The 14,258-nt window shown below is 38.9% G+C and carries 18 protein-coding genes; 10 read left to right on the top strand and 8 right to left on the bottom strand.

Translation table 11 applies throughout. The features are described 5' to 3' along the window. Positions 1-3: 3 nt before the first annotated feature. Genes yhbY through FS458_RS06755 form a run of 4 tightly spaced genes read right to left on the bottom strand, consistent with a single transcriptional unit; the run spans position 4 to position 2,755 of the window. Positions 4-294: a ribosome assembly RNA-binding protein YhbY gene (gene yhbY, locus FS458_RS06770; RefSeq protein ID WP_144698938.1), complete on the bottom strand. Its 291-nt coding sequence runs from the start codon at positions 292-294 to the stop codon at positions 4-6. A gap of 2 nt (positions 295-296) precedes the next feature. Continuing rightward, positions 297-1,124, bottom strand: a complete 828-nt coding sequence (gene aroE, locus FS458_RS06765; protein ID WP_144698936.1) for a shikimate dehydrogenase — start codon at positions 1,122-1,124, stop codon at positions 297-299. 15 nt (positions 1,125-1,139) lie between these two features. Continuing rightward, positions 1,140-2,243 carry a ribosome biogenesis GTPase YqeH gene (gene yqeH / locus FS458_RS06760; protein WP_144703360.1) on the bottom strand — a complete coding sequence of 368 codons (1,104 nt, stop codon included), beginning with the start codon at positions 2,241-2,243 and terminating at the stop codon, positions 1,140-1,142. Further along, positions 2,240-2,755 carry a YqeG family HAD IIIA-type phosphatase gene (locus tag FS458_RS06755; RefSeq protein WP_144698934.1) on the bottom strand — a complete coding sequence of 172 codons (516 nt, stop codon included), beginning with the start codon at positions 2,753-2,755 and terminating at the stop codon, positions 2,240-2,242. Before FS458_RS06755 ends, yqeH begins: the two co-directional genes overlap by 4 nt. Positions 2,756-3,253: 498 nt before the next feature. Between FS458_RS06755 and FS458_RS06750 the strand changes: the two genes are divergently transcribed. Then, complete coding sequence (locus tag FS458_RS06750) at positions 3,254-3,397, top strand: sporulation histidine kinase inhibitor Sda (RefSeq protein WP_144703357.1); 144 nt, start codon at positions 3,254-3,256, stop codon at positions 3,395-3,397. Between the two features lie 16 nt (positions 3,398-3,413). Here the strand turns inward: FS458_RS06750 and FS458_RS06745 are convergent, their stop codons facing one another. Further along, a complete protein-coding gene (locus FS458_RS06745) occupies positions 3,414-3,824 on the bottom strand; it encodes a hypothetical protein (protein WP_144698932.1) in 411 nt (136 codons plus the stop codon). Between the two features lie 178 nt (positions 3,825-4,002). Here FS458_RS06745 and FS458_RS06740 point away from each other — a divergent pair, with 178 nt between their 5' ends. The 7 genes from FS458_RS06740 to pssA all read left to right on the top strand — a co-directional run bounded on the left by FS458_RS06740 (position 4,003) and on the right by pssA (position 9,960). Beyond that, entirely contained in the window at positions 4,003-6,345 is a 2,343-nt protein-coding gene (locus tag FS458_RS06740; RefSeq protein ID WP_186320475.1) for a Na+/H+ antiporter subunit A, read from the top strand. Beyond that, positions 6,345-6,683 (top strand): Na(+)/H(+) antiporter subunit C, encoded by a 339-nt coding sequence (locus tag FS458_RS06735; RefSeq protein ID WP_137788810.1) that lies wholly within the window; start codon positions 6,345-6,347, stop codon positions 6,681-6,683. Before FS458_RS06740 ends, FS458_RS06735 begins: the two co-directional genes overlap by 1 nt. Next, complete coding sequence (locus tag FS458_RS06730; protein WP_144698930.1) at positions 6,676-8,151, top strand: Na+/H+ antiporter subunit D; 1,476 nt, start codon at positions 6,676-6,678, stop codon at positions 8,149-8,151. Before FS458_RS06735 ends, FS458_RS06730 begins: the two co-directional genes overlap by 8 nt. A gap of 4 nt (positions 8,152-8,155) precedes the next feature. Then, positions 8,156-8,632, top strand: coding sequence for a Na+/H+ antiporter subunit E (locus FS458_RS06725; RefSeq protein WP_144698928.1), 477 nt, complete (start codon positions 8,156-8,158; stop codon positions 8,630-8,632). Next, entirely contained in the window at positions 8,629-8,919 is a 291-nt protein-coding gene (locus FS458_RS06720; RefSeq protein ID WP_144698926.1) for a Na(+)/H(+) antiporter subunit F1, read from the top strand. Before FS458_RS06725 ends, FS458_RS06720 begins: the two co-directional genes overlap by 4 nt. Further along, the gene (mnhG, locus tag FS458_RS06715; protein WP_313957518.1) at positions 8,891-9,244 is read left to right on the top strand and encodes a monovalent cation/H(+) antiporter subunit G; all 354 of its coding nucleotides are present in this window, start codon (positions 8,891-8,893) and stop codon (positions 9,242-9,244) included. Before FS458_RS06720 ends, mnhG begins: the two co-directional genes overlap by 29 nt. A gap of 170 nt (positions 9,245-9,414) precedes the next feature. Then, entirely contained in the window at positions 9,415-9,960 is a 546-nt protein-coding gene (gene pssA, locus FS458_RS06710) for a CDP-diacylglycerol--serine O-phosphatidyltransferase (protein ID WP_144698922.1), read from the top strand. A gap of 185 nt (positions 9,961-10,145) precedes the next feature. Here pssA and FS458_RS06705 read toward each other — a convergent pair whose 3' ends face one another. From FS458_RS06705 to sigK, 3 genes are all read right to left on the bottom strand, one after another. After that, on the bottom strand, positions 10,146-11,927 hold the full coding sequence (locus tag FS458_RS06705; RefSeq protein WP_144698920.1) for a M3 family oligoendopeptidase: 1,782 nt from the start codon (positions 11,925-11,927) through the stop codon (positions 10,146-10,148). A gap of 312 nt (positions 11,928-12,239) precedes the next feature. After that, positions 12,240-12,521 carry an alpha/beta-type small acid-soluble spore protein gene (locus FS458_RS06700; RefSeq protein ID WP_144698918.1) on the bottom strand — a complete coding sequence of 94 codons (282 nt, stop codon included), beginning with the start codon at positions 12,519-12,521 and terminating at the stop codon, positions 12,240-12,242. Positions 12,522-12,605: 84 nt separating this feature from the next. Next, positions 12,606-13,313 (bottom strand): RNA polymerase sporulation sigma factor SigK, encoded by a 708-nt coding sequence (sigK, locus tag FS458_RS06695; protein ID WP_066237772.1) that lies wholly within the window; start codon positions 13,311-13,313, stop codon positions 12,606-12,608. 176 nt (positions 13,314-13,489) lie between these two features. On the opposite strand from sigK, the gene FS458_RS06690 reads away from it, so the two are divergent. Beyond that, the gene (locus FS458_RS06690; protein WP_144698917.1) at positions 13,490-13,813 is read left to right on the top strand and encodes an aminotransferase yhxA; all 324 of its coding nucleotides are present in this window, start codon (positions 13,490-13,492) and stop codon (positions 13,811-13,813) included. A gap of 19 nt (positions 13,814-13,832) precedes the next feature. Further along, complete coding sequence (locus FS458_RS06685; protein ID WP_144698915.1) at positions 13,833-14,231, top strand: DUF350 domain-containing protein; 399 nt, start codon at positions 13,833-13,835, stop codon at positions 14,229-14,231. Positions 14,232-14,258 lie beyond the last annotated feature (27 nt).

Raw genomic sequence — 14,258 nt, 5'->3', positions numbered from 1 at the left:
TCCTTATGGGAGTTGGATGCGTTTTTGATTGATCGATTCTTTGTAAAGTACGATTGTGCTTCCGATCACTTGTACTAACTCTGCTTTTGAACCAGAAGAAAGCTGTGACGCTACCGTATCTTTATCATCTTCACAGTTTTGAAGCACGCTAACTTTTATTAGTTCTCTTGCTTCAAGTGCTTCGTCAACCTGTTTGACTAAATTTGAATTTACTCCACCTTTTCCAACCTGGAAAATTGGTTGAATGTGGTGTGCCTTTGATCGTAAAAAACGTTTTTGTTTACCTGTAAGCATAGTTACCTCCTAAGTTGTTCCAAAACGACTTGTTTCATTTTATTTGTATCTGGAAAAGTGCCCGTCCACTTTTCAAACGCCATAGCTCCTTGCATAACGAGCATAGATACACCATTATCCGTTGCGGCGCCTCTTTCCTGTGCATCTTTAAGCCATCTTGTGGTTAGCGGATTATATACGATATCACTTACCACTGCGCCTTTCTTTAAAAAGTTAAGTTTCAGTGGAATAGATTCAGTATGTGGATGCATACCCGCGTTGGTCGTGTTGATTACTATATCAAAAAGAGCAAGATCTTCTTCAGCTTTTTGTAAAGACAAGCCATTAATGCGTTCATCGTTCAAGTCTTTTAACAAAGAATGAAGACGACCTTCTGAACGATTCGCTATCGCCATATAGTTAGGTGCTTCCTTACTTAGTGCATAAGCGATAGATCGTGCAGCTCCGCCAGCTCCAATCAAAAGTACGTTTAACTCCGACAATGGCTTTTGGATCATTTCTTTTAAACCTAATAAGAATCCCTTACCGTCTGTGTTATACCCAATCAGTTTTCCATCTTTATTCACGACTGTGTTAACAGCGCCTATCTCTTTTGCTTCTTCATCAACCTCGTCTAATAGCGGAAGAATGGCTACTTTATGAGGAATCGTAATGTTACATCCTGCATAGTTGCTTTCTTTTAGGAATTTAACGAATTTCTCCAATTCATCTGAAGGTACACGTTTTTTTTCATAGGTTCCCGAAATGCCCGATTCTTGGAATGCCGCCGCTTGCATGATAGGTGATAAGGAATGATCGATTGGATCTCCGATGACAAGTGCTTTAATCATGATGAAAATCTCTCCTTAGATTAAGGATTTTCGAACCGTTACTGCTACACCCTCTGGTGCATAAAAAGCGACCTTCGCACCTGCTTCTGGGAAGGTTACCCAGCCTAGTCCAGATATCACAATATCTGTTTTGCTTTCCTTTACAACAAATTCATAGCGTTTTAGCTTCGGAAAGTTCTCCGTATCTTCAGGTGGAGCTAACATGTCACCAAGATGTTTCTCATATAGTTCGTCCGCTTTGTCGGTCTTCGTTCGATGGATGTTCAAATGGTTTGAAAAATGGCATACAAATGACTGTTTGCCGCCTTTTATATAATCCATTCTTCCGAGTCCGCCAAAATACAGAGTCTGCAACTCATTCAACTGAAACACCATAGGTTTGATTTCTTTTTTAGGCATGATGATGTTCAATTCTTTTTTAGATACAAAATGCGCCATCTGGTGGTGATTAATGATTCCAGGCGTGTCGTACATGTGACTTCTTCCATCAAGTGGAATATCAATAAGATCTAGTGTTGTTCCTGGAAAATGAGAAGTTGTGATCAAGTCAGCGGCTTCCTCGCCAAATTGTTTGATCAAACGGTTTATAAAAGTAGATTTTCCTGTATTCGTACAGCCTACAACATATACATCTTTTCCTTGTCGATAATGATCGATAGATTCTGCCAATTCCTCAATACCATAACCTTTGTCAGCAGAGATCAATTTGACATCAATCGGCTTTAAGCCTAACTCTTTAGCTTCCTTCTTCATCCAATGTATAACCTTGTTCGGATTCACTGATTTTGGAAGCAGATCGAGCTTGTTACCGACAAGAAGTATCGGATTGTTTCCTGCATAACGATGAAGTCCCGGTAACCAGCTTCCATTAAAATCAAAAATATCAACGATCTTAACAACTAGTGCATCTTCATCTCCAATACTTGAAACGATTTTACGGTAATCATCATCTGTCAAACTTACGTCATGAATTTCGTTATAGTGTTTTAAACGAAAACAGCGCTGGCAAATAGGCAGCTCTTTCGTCAGTGCGGAAAGAGGTGCGTATCCAAGCGCTTCTTTGTCTTCTGTTTGTATGGTAACTCCACAACCCACACATTTAATTTGTTCCAAACCTATTCCTCCCAATGCAGCATGCCTTTTCTTTTCATCCAAGACAATATGATGCGTTCGATCTTTCTGTTAAACCTTGTCCAAGTACCGTCACTGCTTGCCACTGGTACTACGAGTATAGTATGCAAACCTAATCGATTCCCACCAAGTACGTCAGTAAGGAGTTGATCTCCAATAACAACAACTTGTTCATTTTTAAGCTTCATATCTTTTAGAGCACGCTTGAAAGCTTTGGTCATTGGTTTTCTTGCACTGTAGATAAACGGAATACCCACAGGGTCTGAAAAGCTCTTTACTCTATGCTGTGTATTGTTTGAAACAATTGTGATCAAAATACCTTTTTCTTTAATAGAAGTAAACCACTCGATTAATTCTGGAGTAGCTTCAGGTCTGTCCCATTCCACAAGCGTATTATCCAAGTCCGTGATAATACCTTTTACTCCTCGTTCAACTAACATTTCCGGTGTGATGTCCAATATATTTTGAACATGTTGATCCGGCAAAAAATGTTTTAACATTCTAGCACCTCTTCACGTTTCCTTTTCAACGTATCTATTTTACCAGTAATGAAAGGAAGTACAAACGATTTTTCTACAATAACTGTCATTATATATAATTTTAAAGAGCTTTCCATCAAGTTTTTCGGCTAAATAAAATATTTAAGCAAGATAATTTTTATTCGATGATAAAAACATTCGCTATTTGAAATAAATAAAAAGTTTTCGACAAATTGTTCCCCTACCCGAAGTGTGGATAATCTTATTCACATTATTTACCTAAGTATCCGCTATCTTTCTTAAAGATGTTAACATTTTACCCACAACTTATCCACCAAACACTGTGGATAAACGAACGGTTGTTCCTTTTTACAATACATGGTAAGCTTCAAAGTACATAAAGCAAGTACATAAATCATGAACTTATCATCATATTCACACAAATATGAATGTAGAATACTTTTCACCATTTTTTATTAAAAGCAGGAGGTGACCATGCCGCTATTAAAGGGCTATATTATGGAAAAACTTTCAGACGACCTGTTGATTGAATCTTATTTAAAAGCTAGAGAACTGAAACTTAGTAATGACTTTATTTTACTCATAAAGAAAGAGATTGACAGAAGATCTCTTCATGCTAGATTACAGCAAGTTTTAATGTAGAGCGTAAATATACGCTCTATTTTTTTGTGGCCAATTCTCTTTCAACTTTACGATATTCTTCTGGATCGAATGTTATTTCAATTGGAATTTTCCACTTTTCTTCCCAGGCTAGCTTATACTTTTTACTTAATAAGTCTGCCTTTTTATAATGATAAGATTTCATCTGTATCGCAACTACGTATTTTTCTTCTTCTTTTACAACCACTGCACGTTTAATAAATTTATTTTTCTTAATTTCACGTTTCATTTCTTCAGCAAGTGAAGATGCTGTTGAAACCCCGGCTTCAGAAAAACTAATATGCTTTCTATAGTATTCTCTTGGTTGAAACTCTGGGCTCGTCTCATCTTTTTTGTAAATAGAATCATTAAAACAGCCAGTTAGTTGAAACAAAATCAATAGTATTCCGTATGTATGTAGTAGTCTCATTTTCAATCACCTCTCAAATAGGTTAGGTATTTTTTGGGAAGGATATTCAAGAGTTGCAAAATCAATCTGATTACACAGTTTCTATCTGGTAAAGTATTTGCTAAAAAGGAAAGGTTTTGCTTACAATGTAATGGACTATGACGATTATTTTGGGTTTTAAGGAGGTTTACCGGTACTCATGTTGCACATCTACATACTCTTACCTTTTTTAGCAGCATTATTAATTGGACTTGCCGCTAAGAAAGTAGACCGGATACATACTGGTTGGTTTGTGCTGCCTGTTCCAGCAGTGCTTTTTATCCTGTTCATTTCAAAACTGCCTATATTGGCAGAAGGGAAAATCGTACAAAGCATCGCGAATTGGATTCCATCTCTCGATATCCAATTAAGTTTTTATTTAGATGGACTTAGCATGCTTTTTTCACTTTTAATAACAGGAATCGGATCACTAGTCGTTCTTTATTCGATCTTTTATTTATCGAAAAAAGAACAGCTCGTGCATTTCTATGTTTATTTACTATTATTTATGGGTTCGATGCTTGGTGTCGTACTATCTGACAATGTATTCGTACTCTATACGTTTTGGGAGTTCACGAGTATCTCATCCTTTCTATTAATTGGATTTTGGTTCTATCGTGAACGGTCCACATATGGTGCACAAAAATCAATGCTCGTAACGGTTTTTGGTGGTCTGGCAATGCTAGGTGCTCTCATACTCCTATCCATCACAGCCGAAACGAACAGCATTCGAGAAATGATTGCTAATCGTTCTGAAATCATTGAGAGTGACTTGTTCATACCTATATTACTATTGTTACTGATTGGAGCTTTTACAAAATCGGCACAGTTTCCTTTTCACAGCTGGCTACCTGATGCGATGGAAGCACCAACTCCAGTTAGTGCATACCTTCACTCTGCAACGATGGTTAAAGCAGGTATCTATCTTGTAGCGAGGTTCTCTCTCATCTTTAGTGGGACGGATGTATTTTTCATCATCGTTTCTGGAGTGGGTCTGATCACACTCTGTTTAGGATCGATCCTCGCGTCTCGCCAGACTGATTTAAAAGCTATACTAGCTTATTCAACGATCAGCCAGCTTGGTATGATCATGACGATGCTCGGCTTTGGTACTGGTATTGCTACACTCGCAGCGATCTTCCACATCTTTAACCACGCTACCTTTAAAGGCAGCTTGTTTATGATAGCGGGTATTGTTGACCATGAGACAGGTACGAGGGATATCAGAAGACTTGGTGGACTTTATACCTTTATGCCGATCTCAGCTACTCTAGCATTCTTTGGAGCATTCTCAATGGCTGGCGTTCCGCTTCCGATCTTCAATGGATTTTTAAGTAAAGAAATGTTCTTTGATTCTTCATTAAAATTAGAACAAACGAGCGGCTTTGCCGGAACGTTTGCAGAGTGGATTCCATTGCTAGCCGTAATCGGAAGTATCTTTACATTCGTCTATTCTATGTATTTAGTTTTTGGGACATTTGCAGGTAAAGCCAAGTTAGATCAACTGGAGAAAAAACCTCACGAAGCGCCAATTGGTATGCTGATTTCTCCGATTATCCTTATTGGATTTGTCGTTTTGATCGGGTTATTGCCAAACTTGATCAATGAATCGTTACTTGCACCGGCGGTTGCTTCAGTAACAGGAGATTTCGCACAAATTCATCTTAAATTTTGGCACGGTTTAAACGGACCGCTTTACATGTCTCTAATTGTAGTTGCAGTTGGAACTATTCTCGCTCTAACGCTAAAAAGATGGCAACCTATCTATAATAGAGTACCTGGAAAGTTTTCAACCGATCGCGTATATCAGACTATCGTAAACGGTCTATTGAGTTTCTCGAGTAAATTCACGAAGTTTTATATGACTGGTTCCTTACGACTGTATACATCCATCATTCTTGTATTCTTGGTTGTATCTACTTCAATCTTTATATATGTTACAGATGGATTTAAGATAGCGTTTGATGACTTAGCACCTGTTACGTGGCCTGAGGTGTTAGTCGGTTTCGTTATGGCTGTTGCTGCCATTGCAACGATCTGGATGACACAAAGAATAGCGGCAATTATTGTAATCGGAGTTGTGGGTTATGGTCTTTCATTATTGTTTGTTTTCTTCCGAGCACCAGATCTCGCTTTAACACAGCTTATCGTTGAGACCATAACGGTTGCTCTCTTCTTGCTATGCTTTGCGCATCTTCCAAAGTTGAAGAAATCGGACAAAAAATCTTCTGAAAAGCTTGTTGATTTTGTTATAGCAGCTTCAACGGGAGCACTCTTAACTGTTGTAGCGATCTCTTCTCATAGCTCTAAATATTTTGAGAGCATTTCAAAATATTTTGTAGATAACTCTTATAAGCTTGGCGGTGGAGACAATATCGTCAACGTTATCCTTGTTGACTTCCGTGGCTTGGATACTTTATTTGAAATAGCAGTACTTGGTCTAGCTGCTTTAGGCATTTATGCCATGATAAAATACCGGGATAAAGGAGACATGAACCACTAATGGAAATTCTTATGTCTATACTTGCCGGAACGTTATTTGCAGCCGGCGTTTATCTTATTCTTCAGAAACAGTTATTAAAAATTGTACTTGGTACGGCGCTTTTGTCACATGGAGCTCACTTGTTTATCTTAACGATGGGAAAACTAAACCGTGGAAAACCTCCTATTTTAATAGAGGGGATCAAGGACTATACGGATCCTCTTCCTCAAGCGCTAATACTGACATCTATTGTTATTAGTTTTGGGGTTACGAGCTTTTTACTTGTACTAGCTTATCGAACCTATCAAAGCAATAAGACAGATATGATGGATCAGCTAAGGGGAACAGATGATGAGTAATTTAGTATTCTTGCCAATATTTATACCTTTGTTTTTCGGAGCTTTGCTTGTTTTCTTCAATAAGAAACAAAAGGCAACGGTTAACATTTCATTTCTAGTGGTCTTGTTAAGTTTCGGTGTATCGATCTTCTTAAGTTATCATGTATTCTCGAACGGACCCTTAATCTTGGAAACTGGGGGTTGGAAAGCCCCATACGGAATCATCCTTGTAGCTGACAAGCTGTCCGTCATCATGATACTCGCTGTGAATGTGATCGCTCTAACTGCCGCGATCTTTGCACTATCTTCTGTTACGGAGAAAATGGTAGAGCACTATTTTTACCCTTTGTTCTTCTTACTGATCGCAGGGGTGAGTGGTGCATTCTTAACAGGAGATCTGTTCAACCTGTTCGTGTTTTTTGAAGTGTTGTTAATGGCATCCTATGGACTGATCATCATCGGTGGTTCTAAGCACCAATTTCGGGAATCTGTAAAGTACATCTTACTAAATTTGTTTTCGTCCATTCTATTCGTTACAACGGTAGCCTTTCTCTACTCAGTCACAGGAACAGTAAATATGGCACAACTAGGGGAACGTGTTGCCCAAGTTGAACAGCAAGGTATCTTAACAGGAATAGGGATTCTGCTATTTATCGTTTTTGCAACAAAAGGTGCTCTATTTCCATTGTACTTTTGGCTTCCTAAATCGTATATCGTACCATCACCTATCGTTTCTGCCCTTTTTGGTGCGCTGTTAACTAAAGTTGGTGTGTACTCTATGCTAAGAGTCTTTACACTCATTTTTTCTCATAAACTTGAGCTCACACACACCTTTTTCATATGGATAGCCACTCTAACCATGATCATCGGAGTCATTGGTGCTCTTTCAACATCTAATGTGAAATTGATTATTGCATACAATATCATGCCAGCGATCGGCTTTATGCTTCTTGGTATAGGAACTTTCTCAGCAGAATCACTTGCAGGTACGATCTACTATCTTGTTCATGATATGGCAATTAAAGCCGCTTTATTTTTCCTTGCCGGCCTACTTGTTTGGCATGCTGGAACTTCTAACCTAAAAAAGATGGGCGGATATATAAAAACCGCACCGCTTATGGGTTGGATGTTCTTTATCGCATCTCTCATATTAGCTGGAATCCCGCCTTTTAGTGGCTTTATCGGAAAATACCTTCTTTTAAGAGGTGCGATGGATGAAGGACATTATATTGCAGCTGGGGTCGGATTACTATCGAGTCTGTTAATTTTATTTTCTGTGATCCGCATCTTTATCGGTGCATTCTGGGGTGAGCTTAAAGAAGAGCCAAAACAGTCTGTGAGAACTTCTGGTTTAGCAGCATCTGCTGTATTGATCGCGATTTCTATCTTGCTAGGTGTTGGAGCAGAATGGTTCTATCCTTATGTTCAGGCAGCAGCAGACAGTCTGATCGATCCGCAAATCTATATCGATTATGTATTAAAGGAGTAATTCCATGACATTTCAACTTATTCTAAATTTGCTGATCGGCGTTATTTGGATGTTTTTATCTGAGAGCTACTCTTTCGCAAGTTTTATAGTTGGATTTGTGATTGGAGCGGCACTTCTCTACTTGCTGAATCGTTTCATTCCTGATTCGTACTATTTTAAACATGTGAGAGCGATTCTTTATCTCGTCTTTTTATTCATAAGAGAACTTCTTCTTGCTAATATCGAAGTTCTAAAATGGGTTTATAAACCCAAGCTTGATTTTCAGCCAGGTATACTCGCACTTCCGATTGACGTAAAAAAAAATTGGGAGATCACCTTACTTGCTAATTTGATTACCTTAACTCCTGGAACGCTGTCTGTAGATGTCTCTCGAGACCAACGATATATTTATATCCATGCGCTCGATCTTCCAGATGTTAATGAAACCATCGTTAGCATTAAGGAATCATTTGAAAAAGCAATAAGGGAGGTAACTCGATGACAGATTGGTTCAGTATTGTTGTACATGTTTGTTTATTCGTCACGACCATCTCGATTCTACTTCTTCTCTATCGAGCGGTCAGGGGGCCTTCAAATCCAGATCGCGTAGTAGCACTCGACACGATCGGCATTAACTTGATCGCGATCACTGGTATTATGGCCATAATATTAGACACTGTTCAGTTGAACGATATTATCTTGCTGATCGGCATATTGACGTTTATTGCAACTGTCGCTGTTGCAAAATTTTTAGAAAAGGGTGTTATCATTGATCAAGATCGTGATTAGCTTCTTCCTCATCGCTGGCACCTTTTTTATTTTCTCAGGAACACTCGGTGTACTACGTTTTCCTGACGTTTATTCAAGGCTCCATGCTGCAAGTAAAGCCTCAACATTAGGAGTATCCGGAATTTTAATCGGGTCCTTTATCTATGTGTTGTCTGAAATGCATGTGTTCAGCGGTAAATTGATACTCGGTATCCTGTTTGTTCTGATGACTGCTCCAGTAGCCGGGCATATGATCTCAAGAGCAGCATACAGAACAGGAGTACCACTCTCTGAAAAAACGGTATTCAATGAACTTGAAAAGAAAGATAGCTCCAATACTCCTTAAATTATAACTACTATTAATCACTTACTCGTTGTCATATAATGATTAGAATGGGTATATAATTTTAAGCAACGAACAAGGATACGTTTATTTATCAAAGAATACTTATTTATCTCTTTGAAAGATGCACACTTACTGCGTTCTAGCCGGTTACCCGTTTGAGGAGTGATTGTATGTTCATGCTCGAAAGAGAGCGTATTGATTCAACGTTTAAGAAAGTGAAGGGTCAGACCGCTAACTTCTTAACTTTGATCAATTTATCACTAGGAACTTTAGCTTTATTATTTATGATCTCAGGAGATTTAAAGTTAGGATTCATATTAATCTTCTTAGCCGGTCTTTTTGATCGTTTTGATGGAATGGTAGCTCGAAAGTTAAATATTGAGTCCGAGTTCGGAAAACAATTAGACTCTCTTTGCGACTTGATCTCATTTGGGATCGCACCTGCATTTTTAATCTATCAAGTCGTACTTCATCAGTTTGGTGTTCCTGGCATGATTTTCACCATTATCTTTATTGTTTGTGGTGCGGTTCGGCTGGCTCGATTTAACATTACAGAGTTTACCGGTTCTTTTGTAGGCGTGCCGATCACTCTAGCTGGGTGTTTGATGGCTGCAGGTTATCTGACAGTTGATCTGGTACCAGGATTTCTATATATGTTCCTGACCTTTGGATTATCTGTACTTATGATTAGTACCATTACGATTGAAAAGAGATGAATTAGGTCATTAAAAAAGCTTGGCATGTTGTTGCCAAGCTTTTTTTGTGTGCATTCGATCGTTCGAATTAATACCCGCCAATTGTATAAACCTTTTACAATTTGAGAACTTTGTTAACTAATGCTAGAAATTTCAGTGATAATGAAAAACGGCAATTCCTCTTAAAGGAACCGCCGTTTCTATGTTTATTCTTCTGTTAATGCCAAAAACTCTTCTACATCGGCTGCAGCAAGCTCAATACCTTTTAACCAGAAGTCTTGCTTTGTTACATCTATGCCAAGATGTTTTTGTGCGAGCTCTTCCACTTCCATCTTTCCTGTATCTTGCAGAAGGGCGATATATTTTTCTTCGAATGAAGGACCTTCCTCTTTCGCTTTTGCATAGATTCCCGCAGAGAATAGATAACCGAATGTATACGGGAAGTTATAGAATGGTACGTCCGTAATATAGAAATGAAGCTTAGACGCCCAGAAATAAGGATGATACTCATCGAGTGCACCGTTAAACGCTTCTTTTTGAGCTTCTTCCATCAGCTCACATAGGCGTTCTACTGATAGTTGACCTGCTTTTCTTTCTTCGTACATTCTTGTTTCAAACAGAAAACGAGCATGAATGTTCATGAAAAATGCTACGGAACGTTGAGCTTTATCTTCTAAAAGAGCAATTTTCTCTTCTTTCGTTTTTGCGTTCGAAACTGCTGCATCAGCAACGATCATCTCCGCGAAAGTCGAAGCCGTTTCAGCTACGTTCATCGCATAATTCGTTGCATAATAAGGCATCTCTTTTAAAACATCCGTATGAAAGGCATGACCAAGCTCATGTGCTAACGTTGAAACATTGCTTGGTGTTCCAGAGAACGTCATAAAGATCCTTGTTTCTTTCTTTGTTGGAAACCCGGTACAAAATCCTCCTGGTCTTTTTCCAGAACGATCTTCAGCTTCGATCCAGCCGTCTAGGAATGCCTTTTCAGAGAAATCAGCCATTTTAGGCGCGAGTGTACGGAAATGCTCTACGATAAATTGAGCGGCTTCGTCATAGCTCATCTTACTGTTTGCCGAAGATAACGGTGCATCAACATCGTACCAGCTTAATTTTTCTAGACCTAGGAGCTTCGCTTTTCGATCTAAGTATTTTACGAAGATTTCTTTTTGAGAAGTGATCGCCTTCCACATCGCTGAAAGTGTCTCTTCTTTCATACGATTGATCGCGAGGGGCTCTTTTAATGTTTCTTCCCAGCCTCTGTGCTTGTAGATATCGTTTCTAAATCCTGCGATGTGATTTAGTGACGCCGCACAGAACTCACCTTCATGATCCCAAGCTTGAACAAATTTTTCAAACGTATCTTTTCTTACGTTGCGGTCAGGACTTGAAAACTTATTCTCCGCTTGCCCTACAGAGAGTTCTTCTTCCTTTCCATCAATCTCAACTTTGATCGAGATTCTACCCACCACTAGATCGTATAACGTTGACCAAGCATGATAGCCGTCTACAGCTAGATCATTGATCAATGATTCTTCTGAGATACCAAGCTTTTCTTTTGCATTCATTCTTCTCTCGTTCAAAGAGAACGCAATATGTTCGTACTCAGGAAGACTCATCAGATCTTTCCATGCATCTTCAGAGATATCCATTAGCTTTTGATCGATAACTGAACCCACGTTAGAGAATGCTGCGTATACCGATTCTAATCTACCACGAAGAGCCATCGCCTTCTTGTCTTTTACATCTTGAGCGATCAAACAGCCAATGAAAGCTCCAGCAGTTGATAATCTTTCAGAAAAGCTTTGAAGCTCTTTGATCAATGATAAGAAAGTTTCGTTTGAAAACGTGAAGGAATCTGCTTTTTTTGCTAATTCTTTCGCTTCGTTCTCCGTCCAATTTATTTCAGCTAATAGTTCTTTCGATTCACTACCACCAGGAAAAACGGAATCAAGTTCCCATGTTTGTCTTAAATCTTGTAATAACATTATTTCTCCCCCATATGTACATATTTCCACTCTTTTCTTATTATAAAAAATATTCAAACAAAAATCGACTATGAAGTTTATTTTTTTGATATTTTTTTACATGACAAAAGTAGGGTCATAATGATTCTAAGAACAAAAAAAAGAAGCCCTCCTCAGCAAGGAGAACTCCCATACAAATTATTCAGCGATTGAAACATAGACAAAATAGGCCAGCATCACTACGAATGATCCATATAGTACAGCATCTTGCATAAGAACCCCTCCTGGTTTTTTACCTATTCTATTCCCTGTTTTGTATATCTAAACACCAAGTTATCGTACTTGTTTTCCTAAATTCGCTTTTGCCTGCGAAATGAGTTCTTTCACCATTCTTCCGCCGATCTGTCCGCCAACTTTTCCAGCGTCTTTTGAAGTGATCGTACCGTTATATCCTTTTTGTAAGTTAACACCCATGTCTCTGGCTACTTCATATTTCACATCATCTGGTGACTGATCTGATACGTTATAACCCGCTTCCCTCATTACTTTTGCTTTTAACCGATCGAGCCCTTCTCTAGCTTCTGGGACGATGGGTTGACGCTTTCTTCTTGCCATATATAAAAACTCCTTTTTTCTTTAGTTTGTCCGATTAAAAAAATAAAAAGACTGTAATTGTTACCAGTCTTCTTACGTAAGTATTTATCGTTCTGATTGCTGGCGGCTTCGGTAAAATTCATGAAACAGCTTCATAAGCGCTCGCTTTTCGATCCTTGAGACATAACTTCTAGATATCCCTAATTGTTTTGCGATCTCACGCTGCGTTTTTTCTTTTTGAAGATCGAGTCCGAACCGTCCGACGATCACTTCTTTTTCCCGGTCATCCAATACATGAATGTAATCATATATCTTTTTCTTTTGCATCTTTAATTGGATGGCATCCACAACATCTTCTGTTTCCGCTTTCAACACATCGATCAATGTGATCTCATTTCCTTCTTTGTCTGTTCCGATCGGGTCGTGAAGGGAAACATCTTTCTTCGTCTTCTTTAGAGCCCTTAAATGCATCAAGATCTCGTTCTCTATACATCGAGCTGCATACGTTGCAAGCTTCGTGCCCTTGCCTCTCGAGTAACTCTCAATGGCTTTTATCAGTCCGATCGTACCAATTGATATTAAGTCCTCCGTATCTTCACCTGTGTTTTCGAATTTTTTCACGATATGTGCAACAAGCCTTAAGTTATGCTCGATCAACATAGCTCTTGCATGTTCGTTTCCTTCGGCCATCTCTTTTAAGTACTGCTTTTCTTCATTTTCAGACAGGGGCTGGGGAAACGCATTGTTTTTTACGTATGAAACGAAAAGCATAACTTCCTTAAAAAAGTAAGCCAACACACCTACTAATGACATGACAGCACCTCCAAGACGATTCTCTATTCCCTTATCTTTATGCGGTGCTGGGCTTGGGTGTGTCTGTACATCTTTAAAAACAAAGGAACCTTTTTATTTTTTAAAACGTACTAGAAATAAATGGTTCAAATACAGAGTGATCCATACTATAATTGAGCATGGAATGAGGTGAAGATATGAATAAAACAAAAAAGCTTATTGCAGGTGTATCCTCTGCATCTGTTGCAGTCATGCTCTCTGGTTGTAACGACCAAGCACAAGATATCCCACCAGAGCCAACTGATACGGAATGCCAAGATTGGGAATGGGATGAAGACGATGGGGTATATGAATGTGATGATACCGGTTCTCGCTATTTCGGCCATTATTATCATGGCGGAAGTTACTACAAAGGAAAAAGCAGCTTATTAAAAAGTTCTGCTTATAAATCCTACAAAAGTAGTTCAAGTTTCAAAGGCGGCGGATCTGGCTTCGGAGGAAGTAAAGGATTTGGCGGATAAAACATGAGGAGTTGTAAAGATGGAGAACTTATTTCTTAATTTTGCCCTTTATGCGGCTACAGGGCTTGGATTACTTTTTGTCGGCTTTATCATTTTCGAGTTAACAACCAAAACGAAAGAACTTCAATTAATCAGTAAAGGGAACTGTGCAGCAGCTCTATCACTTGGCGGACGGCTGTTTGGTCTTGCTTTTGTCATTGGATCATCAATCGCAAATTCATTGAGCATTGTTGATCTGCTGATTTGGGGATCAGTCGGGATTATTGCACAAATCGTAGCTTTATTCGTAGCTGAACACTTAGCGATTCGTTCGAGCATCTCAAAAGCGATCGATGCAGATAACAAAGCGGTTGGACTTCTCGTTATGTTTTTGAGTGTTTCCGTTGGTTGGGTTATCGCTCAGTGTCTTACATATTAAAAAAAAGCATGTGGCTTCCGCCACATG

It is taken from the genome of Fictibacillus phosphorivorans, assembly GCF_007673525.1.
Classification (GTDB): Bacteria; Bacillota; Bacilli; order Bacillales; family Fictibacillaceae; genus Fictibacillus; species Fictibacillus phosphorivorans_C.
This window is presented reverse-complemented; position numbering and strand designations above follow the sequence as displayed.